General features: G+C 61.3%; 21 protein-coding genes and 1 pseudogene. 8 read left to right on the forward strand and 14 right to left on the reverse strand.

Features of this window, described 5'->3' with window-relative positions; all coding sequences use genetic code 11:
* Positions 1-90: 90 nt before the first annotated feature.
* Positions 91-1587 (reverse strand): CoA-acylating methylmalonate-semialdehyde dehydrogenase, encoded by a 1497-nt coding sequence (locus A15D_RS02040; protein WP_102790560.1) that lies wholly within the window; start codon positions 1585-1587, stop codon positions 91-93.
* Positions 1588-1688: 101 nt separating this feature from the next.
* On the opposite strand from A15D_RS02040, the gene A15D_RS02045 reads away from it, so the two are divergent.
* On the forward strand, positions 1689-2597 hold the full coding sequence (locus tag A15D_RS02045; protein WP_102790561.1) for an AraC family transcriptional regulator: 909 nt from the start codon (positions 1689-1691) through the stop codon (positions 2595-2597).
* 2 nt (positions 2598-2599) lie between these two features.
* Here the strand turns inward: A15D_RS02045 and A15D_RS02050 are convergent, their stop codons facing one another.
* From A15D_RS02050 to A15D_RS02065, 4 genes are all read right to left on the reverse strand, one after another.
* A complete protein-coding gene (locus A15D_RS02050; RefSeq protein ID WP_102790562.1) occupies positions 2600-3322 on the reverse strand; it encodes a DUF1963 domain-containing protein in 723 nt (240 codons plus the stop codon).
* Between the two features lie 148 nt (positions 3323-3470).
* Positions 3471-4907: a GTPase/DUF3482 domain-containing protein gene (locus A15D_RS02055; protein WP_102790698.1), complete on the reverse strand. Its 1437-nt coding sequence runs from the start codon at positions 4905-4907 to the stop codon at positions 3471-3473.
* Positions 4897-6285 (reverse strand): DUF2868 domain-containing protein, encoded by a 1389-nt coding sequence (locus tag A15D_RS02060; protein ID WP_102790563.1) that lies wholly within the window; start codon positions 6283-6285, stop codon positions 4897-4899. The genes A15D_RS02055 and A15D_RS02060 overlap by 11 nt, the downstream gene beginning before the upstream one ends.
* Positions 6286-6297: 12 nt before the next feature.
* The gene (locus A15D_RS02065; RefSeq protein ID WP_102790564.1) at positions 6298-6606 is read right to left on the reverse strand and encodes a hypothetical protein; all 309 of its coding nucleotides are present in this window, start codon (positions 6604-6606) and stop codon (positions 6298-6300) included.
* 122 nt (positions 6607-6728) lie between these two features.
* On the opposite strand from A15D_RS02065, the gene A15D_RS02070 reads away from it, so the two are divergent.
* Complete coding sequence (locus tag A15D_RS02070; RefSeq protein WP_102790565.1) at positions 6729-7502, forward strand: ATP-binding protein; 774 nt, start codon at positions 6729-6731, stop codon at positions 7500-7502.
* Positions 7503-7612: 110 nt separating this feature from the next.
* Here A15D_RS02070 and A15D_RS02075 read toward each other — a convergent pair whose 3' ends face one another.
* Together A15D_RS02075 and A15D_RS02080 are read right to left on the reverse strand one after the other, a co-directional pair.
* Positions 7613-8641: an alpha/beta hydrolase gene (locus tag A15D_RS02075; RefSeq protein WP_102790566.1), complete on the reverse strand. Its 1029-nt coding sequence runs from the start codon at positions 8639-8641 to the stop codon at positions 7613-7615.
* Positions 8642-8669: 28 nt separating this feature from the next.
* Positions 8670-9269, reverse strand: coding sequence for a porin family protein (locus A15D_RS02080; protein ID WP_102790567.1), 600 nt, complete (start codon positions 9267-9269; stop codon positions 8670-8672).
* Positions 9270-9359: 90 nt separating this feature from the next.
* Between A15D_RS02080 and A15D_RS02085 the strand changes: the two genes are divergently transcribed.
* Positions 9360-10277 carry a phosphotransferase gene (locus tag A15D_RS02085; protein WP_102790568.1) on the forward strand — a complete coding sequence of 306 codons (918 nt, stop codon included), beginning with the start codon at positions 9360-9362 and terminating at the stop codon, positions 10275-10277.
* 51 nt (positions 10278-10328) lie between these two features.
* On the opposite strand, the gene A15D_RS02090 is transcribed toward A15D_RS02085, so the two are convergent.
* Positions 10329-11420, reverse strand: a complete 1092-nt coding sequence (locus tag A15D_RS02090) for a cellulase-like family protein (RefSeq protein WP_233192007.1) — start codon at positions 11418-11420, stop codon at positions 10329-10331.
* 149 nt (positions 11421-11569) lie between these two features.
* Between A15D_RS02090 and A15D_RS02095 the strand changes: the two genes are divergently transcribed.
* Positions 11570-11923, forward strand: a complete 354-nt coding sequence (locus tag A15D_RS02095; RefSeq protein ID WP_233192010.1) for a hypothetical protein — start codon at positions 11570-11572, stop codon at positions 11921-11923.
* A gap of 38 nt (positions 11924-11961) precedes the next feature.
* Here the strand turns inward: A15D_RS02095 and A15D_RS02100 are convergent, their stop codons facing one another.
* Positions 11962-12858 carry a metal ABC transporter substrate-binding protein gene (locus A15D_RS02100; protein WP_233192011.1) on the reverse strand — a complete coding sequence of 299 codons (897 nt, stop codon included), beginning with the start codon at positions 12856-12858 and terminating at the stop codon, positions 11962-11964.
* Between the two features lie 123 nt (positions 12859-12981).
* Here A15D_RS02100 and znuC point away from each other — a divergent pair.
* The 3 genes and pseudogenes from znuC (at position 12982) to A15D_RS02115 (ending at position 16038) form a co-directional block, all read left to right on the forward strand.
* Positions 12982-13772 (forward strand): annotated as a pseudogene (znuC, locus tag A15D_RS02105) (zinc ABC transporter ATP-binding protein ZnuC).
* A complete protein-coding gene (znuB, locus tag A15D_RS02110; protein ID WP_102790571.1) occupies positions 13765-14544 on the forward strand; it encodes a zinc ABC transporter permease subunit ZnuB in 780 nt (259 codons plus the stop codon). The pseudogene znuC and the gene znuB overlap by 8 nt, the downstream one beginning before the upstream one ends.
* A gap of 213 nt (positions 14545-14757) precedes the next feature.
* Entirely contained in the window at positions 14758-16038 is a 1281-nt protein-coding gene (locus tag A15D_RS02115; RefSeq protein ID WP_102790572.1) for an MATE family efflux transporter, read from the forward strand.
* Here the strand turns inward: A15D_RS02115 and A15D_RS02120 are convergent.
* The 5 genes from A15D_RS02120 to rd all read right to left on the reverse strand — a co-directional run bounded on the left by A15D_RS02120 (position 16035) and on the right by rd (position 20149).
* The gene (locus A15D_RS02120) at positions 16035-17096 is read right to left on the reverse strand and encodes a GGDEF domain-containing protein (protein ID WP_102790573.1); all 1062 of its coding nucleotides are present in this window, start codon (positions 17094-17096) and stop codon (positions 16035-16037) included. The two genes, A15D_RS02115 and A15D_RS02120, sit on opposite strands and share 4 nt — an antisense overlap.
* Positions 17097-17326: 230 nt before the next feature.
* Complete coding sequence (locus A15D_RS02125) at positions 17327-17968, reverse strand: hypothetical protein (RefSeq protein WP_102790574.1); 642 nt, start codon at positions 17966-17968, stop codon at positions 17327-17329.
* A gap of 206 nt (positions 17969-18174) precedes the next feature.
* On the reverse strand, positions 18175-18552 hold the full coding sequence (locus A15D_RS02130; RefSeq protein ID WP_102790575.1) for a hypothetical protein: 378 nt from the start codon (positions 18550-18552) through the stop codon (positions 18175-18177).
* Between the two features lie 175 nt (positions 18553-18727).
* Complete coding sequence (locus A15D_RS02135; protein ID WP_102790576.1) at positions 18728-19876, reverse strand: NAD(P)/FAD-dependent oxidoreductase; 1149 nt, start codon at positions 19874-19876, stop codon at positions 18728-18730.
* 108 nt (positions 19877-19984) lie between these two features.
* Positions 19985-20149 carry a rubredoxin gene (gene rd, locus A15D_RS02140; RefSeq protein ID WP_008929914.1) on the reverse strand — a complete coding sequence of 55 codons (165 nt, stop codon included), beginning with the start codon at positions 20147-20149 and terminating at the stop codon, positions 19985-19987.
* A 227-nt stretch (positions 20150-20376) separates the two neighbouring features.
* Here rd and A15D_RS02145 point away from each other — a divergent pair, with 227 nt between their 5' ends.
* Complete coding sequence (locus tag A15D_RS02145) at positions 20377-20946, forward strand: chorismate lyase (protein ID WP_102790577.1); 570 nt, start codon at positions 20377-20379, stop codon at positions 20944-20946.
* Positions 20947-21111 lie beyond the last annotated feature (165 nt).

Consider the following 21111-nt stretch of genomic DNA (forward strand, 5'->3'; position numbering starts at 1 on the left):
TCGCGCCGCCAGCGACGCTCCTACAGTGATGTATCTCCACCATCGAACGCAGAATGCGGAGATGGGCATTCGCCCATTTCCGCCCTACGATCATTTCAAATGAATACTCATATTCGGGCCGCTTGCCGGGATGTCATCGTCGAACCAGCGGCTGGTGACGGTCTTGGTTTCCGTATAGAACCGCACCGCCTGTTTGCCGTACGCATGCTGGTCGCCGTAGAACGATCCTTTCCAGCCCGTGAAGCTGAAGAACGGCAGCGGCACCGGGATCGGTACGTTGATCCCCACCTGCCCCACTTCCACTTCGTGCTGGTATTTACGGGCGGCAGCACCGCTGGCGGTAAAGATGGAAGTGCCATTGCCGTAGGGGCTGTTATTCACCAACGCCAATGCTTCTTCCAGGGAATCCACGGTGACACAGCACAACACCGGGCCGAAAATTTCTTCCCGGTAAATGGCCATGTCCGGGGTCACATCGGTGAACAGGGTAGGGCCGACCCAGTTGCCATCGGGCAGGCCTTCCACGGTGCAATCGGAGCCATCCAGCAAACAGGTTGCGCCCTCCTCCTTGCCCTGCTTGATCAGTGTCAGCACCCGTTGTTTGGCCTGGGGGCTGATCTGTGGTCCGTAGGCCGCTTGCGGATCGTTCCAGGCACCGGGACGGATGTTGGCGAACTCGTTTTTCAGTTCATCCACCCAGGCTTTTGAGTCCCCTACGAATACGGCCACGCTGATGGCCATGCAACGCTGCCCCGCCGCCCCACAGGACGCCCCCACCAGGCTGTTGATCACCTGGTTCTTGTTGGCATCAGGCATGATCACCATGTGGTTCTTTGCACCGGCGAAACACTGGGCCCGTTTCATGTGATCCGTGGCGGTGCGGTAAACGTGCTGCCCCACCGGCACCGAACCAACAAAGGACACAGCCTTGATATCAGGATGGGTGAGCAGGGTGTCCACCTGCTCCTTGCCGCCATGCACCAGCTGCAGCACTCCCGGGGGCGCGCCCGCTTGAAGAAACAGTTCCACCAACCGGTTGGGGGTCATGGGGTCCTGCTCGGAGGGCTTGAGGACAAAGGTATTCCCCGCAGCAATGGCCAGCGGGAACATCCACAGCGGGATCATGGCGGGAAAGTTGAAGGGGGTAATGCCTGCGCATACGCCCAGCGGCTGGGTCCAGGAATGCGTGTCGATGCTGCGCGCCACGTTTTCCACCGTTTCCCCCATCATCAACGAAGCGATGTTAGCGGCTTGTTCGGCGACTTCGATACCGCGCCAGACATCCCCCTTGGCATCCTCGAAGGTCTTGCCGGTTTCCTGGCTGAGGATCTCGGCAATCTCTTCCTGATGCTCTTTCAGCAACGCCTGATAACGCAGCATCAACCGTGCCCGCTCGGATACCGGCACTTCCTTCCAGCTTTCAAACGCCGCCTTGGCAGCGGCGATGGCTTGCGCCATTTCGTCTGCCGTGGCAGCAGGGGCCTCACAAAGAATTGCCTGGGTAGCCGGGTTGGTCACGGGGATCCACTCACGGGTCTGACTGGCAACGAACTCGCCGTTGATCAACAGGGGCAGGCGATGGGGCATAACAACTCTCCAGAGGGTATCGGTTCTGGTTCCAGTTGTAGCACAGCCCCAGCCGATGGCAGATAGTCCTTTTTGCCGCCTAATGGACTATATTGCGGTTTATGAGCCTCTCAACATCCTCTTCACACGGTCACGCGGAGCCCTCCAGCTGGCCACTGTCAGAACGCGGTCAGCGGACGGTTATCCCGCCCGCGGTACTGGACAGCATTGCCGGGCACCCACTGTGTGCAGGCTGCATGCCTCATGGTGTCGGCTTTTATCCACGTGCACGGGGGCATCGCATGCAGCGGCGCATGCCTGCGGATGACCTGTTGATCTACTGCATTGCCGGGCAAGGAATCTTGCAGGTGGATGGCCACGAACAATCCATCGACGCTGGCGATTTGGTGTTGTTGCCCAGTGGGGTCGCGCATCAATACCAGGCCGACCCGGCCCAACCGTGGAGCATCTACTGGGTGCATCTGGGCGGCCATGATGTAGCACAGTTTTTTGACGAAATTGCCGGTCAGCCCGGTCACTACAAGGTCCATATCGGGGTTCATTCACGACTGGCGGAGACCTTCCAGGCCCTGCTGGTGGCGGCTACCCGGGTTCAACCGGAACACCTGGTGTATGCCGCCAACCTGCTACGCAGCCTGCTGGCCTTTGCCGCCCTGATGCGCCATCAACATCTGGCTCGCCATGCCACGCTGGACGTTACCCGGGTCAACAGTTACCTGCAAACCGCCCTGGATCGGCGCCTGTCGCTGGACGAGTTGGTCGATGCCACCAGCACGCTGTCCCGTTATCACTTTATTCGTGAATACAAACGGCAGACCGGACAAACCCCCATGCAGGCTTTTCAGCGCATCAAGGTCAGCCATGCCTGTTATTTGCTGGATATTACCGAGGAAACGGTGGTGCAGATCGCCGCCCGGCTTGGCTACGACGATCCCTATTATTTTTCACGATTGTTCAAGAAACAGATAGGGGTCTCGCCGCAGCAGTATCGCCGAGAGCGGGGACAATAAGACTACATCGGGCGATTTTCCCAGGTGAGGGTCATGATCTCGCGATGGGTCTCGCACTGAAACACATGGGCACAGCCATAGTAGCCAAAACAGAACGGCAAGGTGTCCGAGGAGTCCAGTTGCAACACAAACTGCATGGGTTGCTGACAGCAGGGGCAACTCGGGTATGCCACCCCCTCCACCCAGTGCGGCCAGCCAAGCAACTTGTCACCGGGGCGCGGGGCAGGGCGGTGTGAGTGCAGCAGGGCCAGCGTCCCCTCCGGGTGGCGATCGTTAACGGCAGCGGTTTCTTCACTGTCCGGGTAATCGGTCAAGGGAATCCAGCCGGTCAGGGCCTGCTCCGCGAACGCATTGGGCTGGTTGAGGGGCAGGGCGTCGAAGCCCTGGGCCTGATCCCGGGGAATCACCCGTACCAGAGACGCTTCGGAAAAGGGCAGGTGCGCCTGGCCCAGCACTTCGCAATCCTCGTCGCCGTTGATGCAGTAAAACACCTGCAATACGCCATCGCCGAACGGGGAGGCCGCCGGCAGATCACGGGAATCCAGCTGCACCATCAGCTGCATGGGCTCGTAACAGCAGCCACAGCACGGCCAGCTTTCATCCGGCTTGAGCAGCGGCAGGCCGCCGAATTTGGACATGGCACCGGGCACCGCCGGGCCCGCCTGGGGGCGCCAGGCAGGGCGGGAAAAGGAATCCAGTCTGAGTTTGATCTCTTCGGGCAGCATGTCACGTCCTCTTACGTCCGTGCCAGATTGCCCCTACGCCCACCAATGGCGCAATGAATGACTTTCAGAAGGGCGATTTTATCGCCCCAGTGGCGTGCAAATTTTATCCTGAGCGCCAGCAACCCTGCTGCTGAAGCGCCTTGCGCCGTCAGAATTGCTCCAGTTGCCACTGGGCAAAGGCCTGTTGCGCCAACTCCAGCTGCTCGATCAAGCGCTGTCGCTTGCTTGGGTCAAAGCGGCGGCGGGCCAGCGCTTGCAGGCTCTTCTGCAGGGCATTGCGGTCCCCACGGGATAACACGTCTAGCCAATGGCCATCGCTGTCGGTGACCACCAGCACATCTCGACCGGCGTGATTACGCTGGCTGACCTGATACCAGTGCACCAACGCCCGTCCCAGCACCACATAGGCGAATTGTGGATCCTTGAGCGGACCGTAGACCGCTTCGCGGAAACCCCCACTGAGCGGGCCCACTTTGACCTTGTTGAGCTTGTCACTGTAGAAATAACTGCCCGCCGCCCCCAACAAGCCGCCCACCAGGGCCCCGGTACCCAGGGAATGACCGAAGGTGACCGCATCGAGCCCGGCACCGCCCACCGCCCCCGCCCCGAAACCGGCGGCGGCCAGTTGCCCCTTGCTGATCCCCCATAACTGGCGGGTTCGCTCGCTGAACAGATCACTTTCGTCTGGCAGGGTCAGATCCGACTCTTCGCGCTGCAGCCGCCTGTGCAGGTAGATATCTTCTACCGCGCGGCGCTGGCGCTGCTCCCGCTCCCGCTGCCAGGCCTGCCAGCGCTGGCGCAGCTGCGGCAACAGGGGCCTGGCATCCTGATGCTCCCCTAGCCGGGCCGTTTCCTGATGGCCCAGCATGTCGATGAGAGCATCGGCGATCTGCTCCAGGGCCTGGTGGTCCCGGCCGAACTTCAACGCCTGCAGGTATTCCAGCGCCGCATCCAGGGTTTCGCGCCAGTTCGGCGCCAGTTCACCGAAACTTCGCAGCAGATCAAGGTGTTTTTCGAACGGCGCCCGCACCGCGTCAAAGCGCCGCACGATCTGGAAGTACTGGCCCAGGGCCGCTTCCCAGTCGGCACTGTAGTCGTCACTGCCGATCTGGTTGATCAGCGCCAGACTGGGCCGACCAGTCCAGCGCAGGATATTCATTTCCGCTTCGTGCTCGCGGTTGTAGGGCACCGACCCATCGACCACGTAGATAATCCCGGCGCCCGCCACAATGGGCCGCAGCAACTCGCATTCGTCGTGATAACGGGGGTCATCGCTATGCTGGTTCACGAACGCGGCCACGGTATCGGGGCGGTCGGACGCAGACAGGCTGTGCCCCTGCAGCCAGGCCAACAGCTTGCGCGGTCGCTGGAACCCCGGGGTGTCGATCAATTCATAGAGGGTGACGTCATCCACCTTCATGGGATAGCGGTGGCTGTCGCGGGTGGTGCCGGGCTCCATGGCGATGGCAATGGAGTCATTCTGGGCGAGGGTCGCCACCACGCTGGACTTGCCTTTGTTGGGGTGACCCACCACCGCGAAGCGGGGCAGGCTGTCAGCGGCCTTGCCGGTGTCGTTAGCGTCCATGGTCTGCATCAACCGGAGTATTGTCGGATTGGGCCTCAGGGGCACAGAGCAGGAGATGAGGGTCCTGCTGGCGTTCCACAAACCGTTGCCATTGGGCCTGCAAGCCGCGGTCAGTCAACGCCGCCCCCTCTTCATCAGCCAGCGGCACCAATGCCAGCAGGGTGCCTGCAGGCCACTGCTCGCGGGCATCCATAATGAAATCACTGAGCTCACCCGTGGGCGGTTCCCAGCCCCGCGCCACCAGAATCACTGGCTCCCGGCGTCGGCCCGCCTCACGCAGGGCCTCTGCATCCTGCTCGAGCGTGCTGTTGCCTCCGGCCCGTAATTGCCGGGGCCCCGGCCCTCGACTCAGGGTCCCCGCCACGGCACCTGAGCGCATGCCGGCACCGGCCCAGTGAATCAGGGTGCTACTGGCAGGCAAGGGCGACAGGGCTACGGTGGCCTCTGCCGGGGCCCTCGGCGCCTCTTCTTCACCGCGGGTTTCCACCCACGGAGTCTCGAACCGGTACAGCAGGGGGGCATAGCCCGGGTGCCGGGCCAGTGCCCGTCGGGCCTGCCAACGCACCTGCAGACCCGCCAGCACCAATAACACCAGTCGAGGCAGCAGCACGTAGCTGAGCCACAGCATCAACACAAAGGGCCACCAGGTGCCCAACAAGGCGGGATCACTGACTGCCCCCTCGCTGTTGAGGCGGTAAAACTGGGAGGCGGAGACCAGCGCCTGGCTCGGCACAGCCTCTGGCCACAGCGTCTGCCAGGGTTGGGCCAACAGACTGACCAGAGCGTGATAGCCCTCGGCAGAGGTCTGCAAGGTAGTACTCCAGCCAAAGGCCAGATCCTGTACCACCACCATGACCAGCAAGGCCAGCAAACCACTGATGGCAAACAGCAGCCCACCGGTATGGGCGATACGGGCAGACAGGGCAGGGCGCAGCGAGGCCAGTGGGTCGTCATCCGCCTGAGCACCGAACAGGCCGCGCCAGGGTTGCCAGCCCAGCCAGGCCTGCACACTGGTCAGCACCGCCAACAGGCATTGCAGGGCGACCAGCGCCATCAGCAGGGTCAGGTTGATCTGACGGCCACCGTCGTACACCAGCAACCCCAGCATGAAGGCGGCCCCCAACACCGTGCCAAGGCCGGCAAACACCCAACGGGCTTGCCGCCAACGGCGCAGACGGACATCCGGGCCGGAGTCACGACGCTGGTCATTGAGCGCATGGAGCGCCTGTAGCCACGCGGGCACCGTCAGCGGCTGGCGTTGCTCCTGTTGCTGCTGGGCAAAACGTCGGTCACGCCGGTGCAGGAAGGCCTGACCTTGTTTCTGGTCACGCCGGTACTGGTCATCAAAATCCAGCAACCGGGTCAGGGCTCGACTCAATCGCGGCCCCGCTTACTGGCCGCTGGCGGGCGGATTTTGCTGTGGCGCCGGGCGCGGCACCTCCGGATTGAGCTTCGGTGAAGTGTATTTCACCGCATCCTGACCACAGGCCATGCAGGCGTTGCCGAACTCCCCCAGAATGCCGCCGTTCTCGTCATAGCCGTAGGCCGGGCGGTAATCCTGGGTACACTGCTGCGGCGGATCTTCCGGGCAGCTTTCCGTATCTGTCGGCAGGCCCATGGGGTAATCCGTGTCGTATTTGTGGGTACAGCCCGCCATCAACAACACAAGGGCAGGCAAGGCCAGTGCAGCAGCTTTCATCAAAGCATCTCCTGAATTCATGAGCGTTCTGCCCCAAGCATAGTCAAAGCTGACGGCAGACGCATGTATGATGAACCGGATTTCTCGACTATTTTTCCCTTTCTGTCCGTTGTGGAGTTTTCATGAACGCCTCCTCCCCTCTCGACTGGCGCACCCTGCCTGCGGCCATCTGGCGCGGGCGCACCGCGTCACTGCGCCCGGTGCAACATCCCGACCCGGTACGACTGGATGATCTGCTCGGCATCGACGAACAAAAGCGAAAGATTATCCAGAACACCGAGCGCTTTCTGGCCGGCCAACCCTGCAACCATGTGTTGCTGTGGGGCAGCCGCGGCACCGGCAAGTCGTCCATCGTCAAGGCCCTGCTCAATGCGTATGCCCCTCGTGGCCTGCGCGTGATCGAGGTAGACAAGGATGACCTGCACGACTTGCCGGAAATCGTCGATGACATTCGCGATCGAAGCCAGCGGTTCATCATTTATTGCGACGATCTGTCGTTCGAAGACGGCGAGAACCAATACAAACATTTGAAAAGCGTACTGGAAGGGTCACTGGAACTGCCGCCGGAAAATGTCCGTATTTACGCCACCAGCAACCGCCGACATCTGTTGCCGGAATACATGAAAGACAATGCGCAATCACAGGTGGTGGGGCGGGAAATACACCACGGTGATGCCGTGGAAGAAAAGATTTCCCTGGCGGACCGTTTTGGGCTGGGGCTGAGCTTTTATCCAATCAGCGAGCCACAATTTTTCGAGATTGTGGATCACCTGTTCGGTGAGATTGAAGACCGCGAACAGCTCCACATTCGTGCGCGGCGCTTTTCCATTGAAAAGGGTGTGCGCTCAGGGCGCACCGCACGGCAGTTTTATAATCAGTTTGTGGGGGAATTTTAAGAGCAGCTGCGAGCTATGAGCTTTGAGCTATGAGGAAGCCCCTGCTTTGATGAAGCCGCTTTTCCGGGCTTTTCACTCGAAGCTGTTAGCTCAAAGCTCATATCTCGTAGCTAGATGTGATTTGCCGTCGCGTCGCAGATCGCATCCAGGGCCGCTTTCGCCGCGGGGATTACTCCACCCATGGTGAAAAAACCGTGGACCAGCCTGGGGAAATCCAGACTGCTGACGGACACGCCGGCCTCACGCAGTTTTTCCCCGTAAGCCAACCCTTCATCGCGCAGCGGGTCGGTGGCAGTAATCAGCAACGTCGCCGGTTGACCGGCCAGATCCGGGTTACGCAGGGGCGACACGCGGTAATCCTCGACCAGCTTTTCATCCTGTATGAAGTGGCTACGAAACCAGGTCAGCAACGGTAAGTCCAGACCAAAGCCCTGCCCCAGGTTCTGAATCGAGGGATGCGCCAGGGCCCCATCGGTAGTGGGATACACCAGCACTTGCAAGGCCGGCACTGGCAGCCCGGCCAATGCCGCCTGCTGGGATACGACGGCACTGAGATTGCCCCCCGCGCTGTCGCCCATTACCGCCAATCGGGCCGGGTCCAAGCCCAGCTCGGCCGTGTTGGCCAGCAACCATTGCCAGGCGGCGAGGCAATCGTCAGCCGCTACCGGTGACGGATGTTCCGGCGCCAACCGGTAGTCGACACTCAGCACCACGGCACCGGTGCGCTCTGCGATGTAGCGGCACACCCGGTCGTAGTCTTCCACGCTACCAACAGTGAACCCGCCGCCGTGGAAGAACAGGATGGCCGGCGCCAAGCGGGGCGCCTGAGCCGGACGATAACGCCGCACCAGCAAGCTGTGTCCCTGCGCACCCGGTACCTGGTGATCCACCACCACCGGCAAGGGCCGCTCCGCCACATCAAGCAGCTCAATGACCTGACGGTACAGCGCGCGCGCCTGACCTACTGTGCCACTGTTGAGGGTGGGCTTGGCACTGCTCAAGGCCAGCAAAAAACGGATACGCGAATCCAGATGAGAACGCCCGAGAGTCTCCAGCCCGGCAGACAACCGATCCAGCACCGGCCCCGGCAGGGCCATCAGGGCCTTCAGGGCAGCGCGCTCAAATACTGCGGAATTCATGATGTCTCCTTGGTCATGTTCAGCGGTGTCAGAAATACCACTCCAGCCCACCTTCAATGGCTTTTACGGTGACCGGATCTTCATAGGTGTATTGCATGTATTGCAGACTCAGCCCCAGATTGAATTCAGTGCGAATGCCGACCCCGGCACCAAAAGCAAAACTGAAATAATCACGACGGGACACCTCATTGCTGCATTGCGCCCCCTGGCACGTCACCGTATCGGTCTTAACCCGCACAGCGGCACCGCCAGCAAAGGCTTGGGCATAGAGGGAATCCACCATAGGCAGGGCCACTGGCAGCTTGAACGGCAACCGGAAAGTGCCCAGCAAGGCGCCGACATGATCCAGTGAATAATCCACCTTGTCTGCCGTGCCTTCCGTGCGGAACGTATCGCCGGACGGTGCTGCGCCAACACGAAGCTCGACCCCCCAGTTAGGGTCCATCATGCCACCCAGGCGCAGGTTCACACCGGTGGGCGTCATGGTGTCATCGATCTTGTCTTCCTCGACCGTGAAGTGCCCCAGGTTACCCGCAATGTAGCCATAACGCTGGTCCTGATAGTGAGCCACAGTGTCGGCCCACAGCGGAGCACTGAACAACAACCCCAAAAGCATCCAGTAACGCATGCGAGATCTTCCTTTTGTTATTGTTTGAGTACGCAATGGTTGCCTGTTATACCATTGCCGGAAGGCAGTGTCTGTTCCCAGGAAGTCGCCATGTCCGTTTACACTCCGCTCTCCCGACAACAAATGTCCGCGCTGCTGGCCGACTACGGCTTCCAGCTGGTGGACTTTCGTGGCGCCAGCCATGGCATTGAGAACAGCACTTTTCTGATTGAGGCCCGTGACCCGCAGGGTCAACCCAGCCCGCTGGTGCTGACCGTATTCGAGACGCTGGAGCCAGACGCGCTCACCCCCTACCTGGAGCTGCTCGCACAACTGGCCGACCATGAGCACCTGCCGGTCCCCGCCCCCCTGCCCGCCCCTGACGGACACTGGCAATGCCGGGTCGCCAATAAAGCCGCCGTCTTGATGCCGCGCCTGCCCGGCGACCATGATTTTGCCGTTGATGCCCACCGCTGCCGCCAGGTCGGAGCGCTGCTGGCCCGCTTGCATCAATGTCCGGTGAACACCCTGGCGCCACTGCCCGGCGAGCGCGAACGGCTGGCTGGACTGACAGAACAACTCCGCCACCTGCCCGATCAATGGCAGAACGCCGCCCGCGAGTGTCTGACGCGCTGGCAGGCAACCCCTGCCGGCCAAACCCTGATCCATGGAGACCTGTTCCGCGACAACCTGCTGTGGCAGGACGGCCAGATAAGCGCGCTACTGGATTTCTACAACGCGTGTCTGGACCACCCGGAATATGACCTGGCGGTAACGCTCAACGATTGGTGTGTGGACGAGGCAGGCAAACCTGTGGCGGCACGGCAAACCGCCTTGCTCGACGCCTACCGGGAGCAGGGCGGAACCGTTGATGACGCCCGCCTGACCCTGGCCCTGCAAGTGGCCGCCTTGCGCTTCTGGCTGTCACGACTGGCCGGACCGGTAGCGGAACAGAGTGAAGGGCAGGGCAGCAAGGACCCGGCGGAGTTTGCACGGATTTTTGCCTGGCGGACGCAAGGTCTCGATTGATTCTGCCTTCATCGAAGGCGCATCGCTTGCCGACTCTCCCTCCCGGTCAGGTCAGCGTGTCCCCGCCAGAATCATGTGATTCAGGTGAGCCAGATAATCCTGCTCCTGCCACAGCCAGTCATAGTCCGGTGAGGCCAGCGAGGTGGGGGTCATGGCTTCAACGCCCTGGGTCAGGGCATTGACCACCATCATTTCGTGCAGATCCGCCCAGCCCGTCGGCATGCTGCGCAGCCCCCTTGGCTGACGGACAAAGCCGTTCCCCAATACCGGGCTAAGCCGCCGCAGACGGGTAAAGGCCATTCGCCGCTGCAATTGGTCTTCCAGCCGCCGCTGCCAGTGGTTGCCTGCCGCATCCAGCAGCACCTGTTTCACCGGGCTCGCCAGACGCCCCAACAGCCCGGACATGGGCATGGCCTCACCACTGGCAAGCCGATAGCGCGGGTCATCATCCAGCCACAGGCTGAAATCGAGAAAATCCAGCTCGCTGGTATCAAGCTGACGCAGCTGCTCGCTGAGCGCGGTGGTGGTGCTGAGCCCCACCGGCACAGAGGGAAACAGGGCATGCAACGCCCGTGGCACATCCAGCAGATACGCCTCCAATCGCTCGGCAGCGGTGGGCGACCAACGAGACGGCAAGCCACGCTCCGGCGAACGATTGAATACCCGGCGAGTCACTCCGTGGGCCGCCGGCAGAGACGGGAACTGATAGCAGAAATCCACCCCTGCCACGTCGTCCAGATAACCCCATTCCTGAATCAGCGAGAGGGTATCGCTCCACACCGCCACATAATCTTCCGGGCGGCGGACAAAGGAACGGCGGGCACGGCTGTCATTAATGAAGTGGCTGCTGAACCAGAGTTTCATGCCCCGCTCATGGGTGGACTGCATCAGCTGCTGCAAGGCATGGCGAATCTTCACTTCCACCGGCGGACCCGAATTCGGCATCAATTCGCAGCGATCCAGATGGATGCCATTTTCCGGGGTTGCGATCAGGTGGGGGCAGGGGTCCACGCGCAACGCGTTGAACCCGCGCAGCTGGGTGTCGTCGAGCACACGCTCCAACGAGGCAAAGGCACCGTCGCGCAAGTCGCGGTGCAACAGCCAGGACAAATCCCAGCATGCCATTGCCAACGGTTGAACCATGTGTATCCCTCGTAGAAAGCGAACCAGCATACCGGTTTCCGAACCGGCCTCAATGGCTGAGCTTCCTGTTATCGGCGAAATGACCCACCTTGACATCCCGGACCGGGAAAACATTCCCCTTTCAGGGGGCGGCAGCTATGATTCCGGACATGAAAAGACTAATAACAAGTTTGCTGCTGGCACCAGGCCTGAGCCTGGCCGCAGAACAATTGCCCGATACGGCGCCGCCTGATGATCAGGCCCCGCAAACCCGCGAGTCCGGCCCGGCGACCCCGCTCAATGGCGAGGAGCTGGAGTCGCTGTACCTGCAATCTCCGGTGGAGCTGGACACCAGCGATGAAAGTCAGGGGCTCAACGCCATGAGCAACGAGGCACGTTTTCTGGAAAACGAGCAACAGGAAATGCGTCAGCGGCAAGCGGAAACGGCACGGCCACCTGCCCCCCCGCCCAGTGACACACCCCCACCGCCACCGCCAACACTGATCCCGATCCGGGATTTGTAAGCGCGCTCTGCAGGGTTACCCCCGACTGAGCGCCCCGCTCAGGGACCAGCTTGCAGGCAACGCTGAAAACCGTCAGCCAGGGTGTTGAGCCAGGGGAGGTAGTTGAGCGACGGCTGGTCTCGCCCCAGGGGATCCAGCGCCACCGCCTTACACTCCGGGCAGAGCCTGTGCAGCATGGCGGCACGGGCTTCCGGCTCCACGATCATGCAGTGCAGCTTACGGTCACGGATCTCCTGGGCCAGCGCCACAAAGCGGCGGCTGCCAGGCCCCGCATCCAGCTGCTGACTCACCTGCAACGGCTCGGCCAGCCCCACTACCGCGCTGAAATACCCCCAAGGCTGGTGATAACTCAGCCAGTCCGTAGACGCATAGGGCCCCAGTTGCTCACGGAGCTGCCCCAACGTCAGCTCAGCCTGCTGCCGCCATAGCCCGGGCTGCCCCTGCTGCAATCCTTCGGGCATGACGCTGGCCACCGCTTCCGCCAGCAACTGCATGTTCTTTATCGACAACCACAGATGCGGGTCCAGATTGGCATTGTGATGCGCGCCATTCTCATCGTGGTGGTCATGATCATCATGGCCATGCCCATGATCAGCGTGCCCACCTTCCCGACGCTCCACGTTCGCCAGCTCCAGTAGCGCCACCGACACCCTGTCGCGACGCGCCACCAGCGGCGCCAGCGGCGCCTCCACACCGGCACCCACCCAGACCAGCAAATCCGCGTCACGCACTTGCATGACCTGGCGCGGAGACAACGCCAGCTGATGCGGGTTCTGGTTGGCCTGCAAGAGAGTGACCACCTCAACCTCTGGGCCATACAGACTGCGCAGCAGCTTGGCCAGCGGCTCCACACTGGCCACGATGGTCTGGCTCCAGGCCGGACCGGCAACCAACAGCAGAACAATCAACCCCAAACAGCGCATAGCGTCATTCACTCTCAGACCTTTGCTGTCAGCCCCCTGCCTGAGTGCCGCCAACAACGTTGTTTACCGCCCGCTTCGTGCAGGCGAAAGGGCAGCAGTATATCATTGCGCCTTTGTTCTTCGGGCGGGTTTCTCATGTCGGAACCACTGGTCAAGGTTGAGTCGGTCTCGGTCACCCTGGGTGGCACCTCGGTGCTATCGGAGGTGAGCCTGAATCTGGCGCCCGGCCGCATCACCACGCTGATTGGTCCCAATGGGGCAGGCAAGAGCACCCTGGCGCGCCTGGTACTGGGTCTGGTGACCCCGGATCAGGGTACGGTGGTGCGCCGGCGCGGCCTGCGGGTCGGCTACATGCCCCAGCACCTCAATATCGACGACAGCCTGCCTCTCACCGTGGACCGCTTCCTGTGGCTGGGCGCCAGCGGCCCCAGGGCGCCAGCGGCCCCACCGCCGCCCGCCGTGCCGCCCTGGAACGGGCAGGTGTCGCGCATTTGCGGCGTCGTGCGGTGCAGAAGCTGTCTGGCGGCGAAATGCAGCGGGTATTGCTGGCCCGGGCCCTGCTGCGCAAACCCGACCTGCTGGTCCTGGACGAACCGGCTCAAGGCGTGGATGTGGCCGGCCAGAATGCCCTCTATGGGTTGCTCAAGGATGTCCGAGACGAACTGGGCTGCGCCATCCTGCTGATTTCCCACGATCTGCACCTGGTGATGGCCGCCACCGACGAGGTGATCTGCCTGCAACGCCATGTGTGCTGTTCTGGCAGCCCGGAAACCGTCAGCCGGGACCCGGCCTACCACGAGCTGTTTGGCCCCACTGCGGGCACGCCGAACCTGGCGCTCTACACCCACGATCATGACCATGACCATGATCTGCATGGCAATGCCCACCATCACCACGACCACGAAGGCCCCTGCAACCATGATTGAACTGCTGCTCCCTCCCTTGCTTGCAGGGCTGGCCGTGGCGCTGGTCTCTGGTCCCATGGGCGCGTTTGTGGTGTGGCGTCGCATGGCCTTTTTCGGCGACACCCTGGCCCACGGAGCCTTGCTCGGCGCCGCCCTCGGGCTGGCACTGGATATCAGCCTGTATGTGGCGGTAGTGGCCATGTGTCTTGGCCTGGCCGCCGCGTTGACCGCACTGCAACATCAGCGCCAACTGGCCAGCGATACCCTGCTCGGGATTGTGGCCCATACCACCCTGGCACTGGGGGTGATTGCCATCAGCCTGCAAACCGGCATCCAGGTAGACCTGTTTGCCTACCTGTTCGGTGATCTGCTGGCCGTGGGCTGGCAAGAAGTGGTCGGGCTGTGGGCTGGTGCGCTGGTGATTCTTGCCATGATGGTGTGGCAATGGCGTGCCCTGTTGAGCATCACTGTCAATGAAGAGCTGGCACAGGTCGAAGGGGTCGCGGTGCAACGCACCCGCCTGTTGCTGATGCTGCTGCTGGCGCTACTGATTGCCGGCGCCATTCGTACCGTCGGGGTGCTGTTGATTACTTCGCTGCTGGTCATCCCCGCTGCCAGCGCCCGGCGTTTGACGCACACCCCTGCCCAGATGGCGATCGTCGCCAGCGTCCTCGGCACCCTGTCTGTGCTCGCCGGGCTGACGGTGAGCTGGTTTGCCAATACGCCCGTGGGGCCGTCGATCGTGGTCGCCGCCAGTGGCTTGTTTATGCTGACGCTGTTGCGCAAAACCTAGTAGGAGCGTCGCTGGCGGCGCGATTCCAGACCAGGATCAAAAACGTTTCCACCGCAGAGATCACGGAGACCACTGAGGAAAGCCATTGTTTTGACTCAGTGAACGCTATGTCCTCTGTGGTAAATCTGCCTTTAACAACGCAGGCGATCGCGCCGCCACCGAGCGTAGCGAATAACCGACGCTCCTGCGGCGGGGCATTTTGCCGGAGCATGAATGAGTCTGTCGCTTAACCAACGCATCTGGATGCTGGCCTGGCCATTGCTGCTGTCGAACCTGACCGCACCGCTGCTCGGGCTGGTCGACACAGCGGTGGTCGGCCATCTGGAACACCCTCGCTATCTGGCCGCGGTGGCGCTGGGCGGCAATTTCTTCATGTTCCTGTACTTCTCGTTCAATTTCCTGCGCATGGGGACCACCGGTTTTGCGTCCCAGGCCCGTGGCGGGGGCCGGGACACCCGCGTGGTGCTGTTACGCGGGCTGGTGCTGTCCTGCGCACTGGGGCTCGCCCTGATTGCCCTGAGCCCCCTGCTACGCGAGGCCGGCCTGTGGCTGTTGGGCGGCAGTGACGAGGTGCAAGGCCTGGCGCGCGATTACATCGATATCCGTATTCTGGGTGCCCCTGCCGCACTGGCCAATTTCGCCCTGATCGGCTTTGCCATCGGCACCCATAACACCCGGGTACCACTGAAAATGACCGTGCTGATGCACAGCACCAATGCCCTGCTGGATGTGCTGCTGGTACAGGTGTGGCACTGGGATGTGCGCGGGGTTGCCACGGCCAGCGCCATCGCCGAGTACGTGGGCCTGATTGGCGGGCTATTCTGGCTACGTCATGCATTGCGTTCGCCATCGCAGCCCGAACCGGTATGGCGGCTCAGTGCGCTGCTGGCGTTGATGAGTGTGAACCGCGATATCTTCATTCGCAGCCTGGCGCTGCTGACCGCCTTCTTTTTCTTTACCGCGCAAGGCGCCCGTTTGGGGGATACGGTACTGGCCGCCAACGCCGTCCTGATCACCTTTCTGCTGATCCTCAGCAACCTGCTGGACGGCTTCGCCAATGCCGCCGAGGCGCTGGTGGGGGAAGCACAGGGCAAAGGAGATCACGCCGGATTTCGTGAGGCCGTGAGCGCCACCGGGCGCTGGACCATTGGCTGCGCGACCCTGGGCTTGGCGAGCTTTGCGTTGGGCGGCGCCCCTTTGATTGGGTTGCTGACCGACCTGCCCGGGATCCGTGATACGGCCACGGCATATCTGCCGTGGGTGTTGCTGTTGCCACTGACTGCCAGCGCCGGCTTCTGGCTGGACGGCATCTTCGTCGGTGCTACCTGGGGCGCCGCCATGCGCAATACCATGCTGGTCTCGGTGGCCCTCTTTTTCGCCATCTGGGCGCTGACCCAGCCCTGGGAAAACCATGGCCTGTGGCTCACCATGAACGCCTTCATGGCCGCCAGGGGGATGTGTATGGGCTGGGTGCTGTGGCGTAACCACCGCTAGCCGGCGGCTACATCCTTGCCGGCAGATTTGTTCAGGTACATACGCCGGTCGGCAGACTTGAGCAGGGCATCGGCATCTTCGAAATGATCGGGCCCGGTCTGCACCACTCCCATGCTGATACTCACTTCCGGCAACCGCTCCGCCAGCAACCGCCGAATCCGCTGGCAATAGGCGGCCTCCGCCTGCTCCTCGGTGCTGTTGGCCAGCAGCACACAGAACTCATCACCACCATAACGAACACAGGTGTCCTCGCCCCGTGCCGTTTCCAGCAAGACCTTGCCCAGCTCCGTCAGCACGCGGTCTCCATAGGCGTGGCCGCGGCGATCGTTAAGCCCCTTGAAGTCATCGACATCCACAAATATCAACGAAACTGGCTCGCTGCGCCGCTGCGCCGCCTTGACGGTCCGCTGCAGGGCTTCATTCAGATAACGGCGTGTTGTCAGCCCGGTCAGTGCATCAGTACGCAACTGGCCATTGCGCATGGCAACCGTTTCCTCCAGGGCCCTGGCATATTCTTCCGTGCGGTTTTTCACTGCCTCGATTTCAGAAACCAGGCTGAGAATATAGGTTTCAAACACCAGGGTGACGTCAAAATAGATCAGCTTGTCCAGTGCCACCAATGCCCGCTGCAGCTCGAGCCCAGACTCCATGGCGTCATTAAGATTCTGCACCAGCAACCGGTGTAACAGATATACCGCTGACAGATAGAATTTGGGTTCCACACCAATGCGCTTGTGGACCAGTCCAATCCTCAAGCGGTTATTGGTGTATTCAAGGTCATAAGCGCCGGAAAAGAGATCCATGATATAACGACGCTGGGCGGTTTCCAGACGCTCAAGAGTGTCAGAATCCCCAATCAGTGATGCAATATCCGGATTGCTGGTCTGAATGCCGTAGAAGGTTTCAACAATGTCATCCAGACGGCGTTCGATATGATCCCGGCAACGGAGCAGCGCGACCACATCCTGATCATCAAACTCCAGCAGCCGCTTTCGTGCACCGATATCCATCTCGGTGATACGCATCTGTTCCAGAAGGGTTTTCATATTGGAATGCATGCACGCTCCCTCGCCCCAAACAGGCCATCCTGGCCCCATACAAACATGACGGTGATGTCAGCATAGTACCCCGTTGTCCGAACATGACCATAGGACCAAGGTGAAACTTGTCCTTAAGGGGCAGAGCTGAGGATGAACAGAGTTCAGAAGCAGTGAGAGACGGAACAATCGCAGGAACGTAAAGGGGGGGCAGAAAACAGGGCCAGCGACAGGCCAGCCCTGGGGAGCACTTAGCGCTTGAGCGCGCCATCCTTGTCGAGCTGGCTGGCGACACTCTTGGCGTAACCTTCGGCGCCACTCTTGAGGCTGTAGGGGTTCATGCTGCGCGACTGAGCCTGCCACACCGGCTTTTCAGTTGCCGCACTGTAGAGCTGGGTCTGCAGGTAGTAGTCCGTGGCGTTCTGGTAATAGCCCGGCTGGTAGATGGCGCTATAGCTGTAGCCCACATAGGGGCCATAGCCAAGGTACATCGGCGCAGAGGTCATCGGCATATAGTCCACGGTGGGGGGAACATACTCATCCCGCTCCTGGGTTTTCAGCAGGCTGACCACCATCACCCCGTCGGCACCGCTTTCCTTGACGGCCGCTTCCACCTGCTGGCGGAAGTCACTGGCTTGCTGGCGCTCACCCGCCAGCGTCTCTGTGGAAAGACTGGTTTCGATGGCGCGCTTCTTCAGGCTTTTGCGCACCTGCTGCTCCACGGCAGCCGAGGTCACCGCGGTATCTGCCAGCACCACCACATACAGGTGCTCAAAGGCCGGGCGCGGTTCGCCGGTTCGGGTCTGCCAGGTGGATTGCGTTTCGGTGGTGGTGGCACAGGCTGCCAGCATCAGTACGGCAACGGCAACAAATACGTGTTTAACCATCTGCATGGTGAGTCCTTCGTTATGCAAGGGAGTGCCTGACAGGGTAATGGGGCAGCGGCGACGGGCCAAGCAGATTTACACTTTGTCCTGGATCTGGCCCCAGGAAGAATGGGGAAGTGATGCTCCGGATCCTCTACGAAGAGAGCGCACCGGGTCCACTGAAGGGGCACAGAGGGCGCTCTTTACACCCTCTGAGGGAATTCACGAAAGCCTTATTTCTTGCCACCAGGCATGATGAATTTCATCAACGTCATGAACCACATCAGCTGACCCGGATCGCCTTCGATCTTGATATCACCGGACTGCATCCCTTCCATGAACGCCATCTGGTTCTTGCCGGCCTTTTGCAGGGTATCGAAGGCGTAGCCCGCATCCTTGAAGTTCAGGGTCACAGTGGGTGCCGGGTGAATCCCCCCTTTGGCCTCGACCTTGCCCGGGGTGAATTGGAACCAGCGCGCCGGCTTACCGTTGAAAGTCCGCCATTGCATGATGACATTGCGGTTTTCCAGCTGCTTGCGGAAACCTTCGTTACGCCACGCCAACCAGCGCAAACGCCACCCGAGAACCAGCAACACCAATGCAAACTTCATGAAAATTCCTTCTTCAAGGTAAAAGCTTCAAGCCTTAAGCGACAAGCTGCAACACGGTGATGGGCCATGCAAACTGAATACCGCATCTACCGCGCCCGAAACGCGGGAAAGGCCTTGTCGTTTGACCTCCGATCGATCCCGCGCCTTGTAGCTCGCAGCTTGTAGCTTGTGGCGACTAAGGCATCACCGCCGGCAGTTCCTTGTTGAGCTTCATCTTTTCCTTCACCGCATCTCCGGTGAGGGCATAGCCCAGCAGGTTACCGTCCTTGCCGCGGAACAGGGCCTGGACCGTGTTGCCATCGGCTTCCACTTCCCAGTCGCCTTCGCTGCCTTCCGGAGCCGGGCACACCACCACCGGGCAGGCCGGGGTCTTGATGGTGACAGGCATCACGCCGTAGCTGACATCGGTGGGCTCACCAGCCAGAGTCTTGGCCAGAGCCCGGGCCGACGCCATCAGCGGCAGCACGTAGGGCAGCACATGGCCTTCCACTTCGGCACAGTCGCCCAGGGCAAAAATATCCTCGGCACTGGTGCGCAGTCCCTTGTCGGTGAGGATGCCACGGTTGGTGTTCAGGCCCGCTTCCTTGGCCATGCCGATACGCGGGCGCAGGCCGATGGCAGACAGCACCACATCGGATTCCAGCTTGCTGCCATCAGACAGCTCGGTCACCAGCTTGCCACCGTCACCGTGGTGCACCGCCTTGGCCAGCGGGCCAAAGTGGAACTGCACACCCAGATCCTGCAGGCCGCGACCAACCGCTTCAGAAGCGGCTTCCGGCAGCAGCAAGGGCAGGCAGCGGCCCATCGGCTCAACCAGCTGTACCTGGAACCCACCGTTGGACAGGTCGTTGGCAAATTCACAGCCGATCAGACCACCCCCGAGAATGGTGATTGTCTTCTTGCCCTCAATGGCCGCACGGAATTTGGCGTAGTCCATCAGGTCGTTGACGGAGAACACCTCGCCAACCGCGTTGCCTTCCAGAGGCGGAGTCCAGGTATCGGCACCCAGCGCCAGCACCAGCTTGCTGTAATCCAGATGGTCATCGGGCAACAGCACACGCTTCTTCTGCGGATCGATTCCGGCCACATGGACACCGGTGCGCACATCCACATTGAACTGCTCGGCCACCTTTTCCGGTGTCGCCATGCACAGGTCATCGGCGGTCTTTTCCTTGGTAAAACCGGCGGACAGCATGGGCTTAGAATAGTTACGGCCGTCGTCTGCAGTGAGCATGACGATGGGCGTTTCCTTATCCAGCTTGCGGAATTCCTTGACGGTATTAAAGCCGGCGAGGCCGGTGCCGATGATGACGATGGGCTGCATGAATGATCCTTTCACTGTTCAATGGACGGGCGGGGTGCGCGGGCGCTCAGAATGCACTGATGCCAGAAGAGATCGGGCGGCCCCTGCCGGGGCCAGACCTCAGTGGAATCAGATTTCCACCATCTCGAAGTCTTCCTTGCCCACACCACAGTCCGGGCAAACCCAGTCTTCCGGCACGTCGTCCCAGGCGGTACCCGGGGCAATACCTTCGTCCGGCAGACCTTCGGCTTCGTCATAAATGAAACCGCACACTACACATTCCCACTTCTTCATGGTGAACCTCATCGGATTGAAGTAAGCACTCGCTTACTCTGCTACATACAGGGTGTATCTCGGGGGTCGTTAACCTATCGGGGCAGCGCCCAAAAATCAATGACACTGGGCGCTGTCATATTCGGTCGGCCCGGCCGGTTTTCGCCCACCATTGCTGGTGAGCGGTCCCGCTTGCTCTCTGCACAACCATGGGCCATAGTCCGCCGGCCTGAAGCCCGGAAGATGCCATGCTGCCTGCCGCCCTGCATCCTGACAGCCTTTGGCGCCCGCTGGAACAGCTGGTGCTGCCCCCGATAATCCGCGACTGGATGGCGGATCCCGACTCGCTCACTCGCCGGCTATCCCGCTACGGCGCCTTCCGTGTCGTCCCCGGCTTCCATGCCCATGCGGTTCCGCGGGCCGATGAACGGCAACTGCTGGCTCTCCCTGCCCGGCAGGTAGCACTGATTCGCGAAGTCACCCTGATGCTGGATGACACCCCGGTGGTCGCCGCCCGCAGCGTGCTGCCGGTCACCAGCCTGACCGGCGCCAACCGCTCACTGGGGCATATGGGCAGCCGCTCACTGGGGCTTGAACTGTACAAACGGCCCCTCTGTCAGCGCGACCAGGTATGGGCAAGGCTGGCCTCCCCCGGTCAGGACCTGCCCGCCTGTTGGGGCCGCCAATCCCGCTTCATCAAGCGTGGTGCACCGCTACTGGTAGCGGAGTATTTCCTGCCGGCGTTGTGGGAGAAGGTGGGAACAGAGCTGCAAGCGACAAGCTTCAAGCTGCAAGGCGCGGAAGACGGCCCGATCTGACCGGCAGACCAGGGCTTTTAAAGGTCCATCGCGGATTAGCCGGAAAACAGGTTGTGTCAGGCGTCTGACGTTCGACCAAGCCACGCAAGTCTACCTCAAAGCTGTGAAGACCTTTTAGGTTATTCGCAAGCAGACGGCCAAGAGCGCAAGGACGGCTTTTCTCTG

Origin of the sequence: Alcanivorax sp. MD8A (assembly GCF_002888555.1) — a bacterium.
In the GTDB taxonomy this organism is placed as follows: Bacteria; Pseudomonadota; Gammaproteobacteria; order Pseudomonadales; family Alcanivoracaceae; genus Alcanivorax.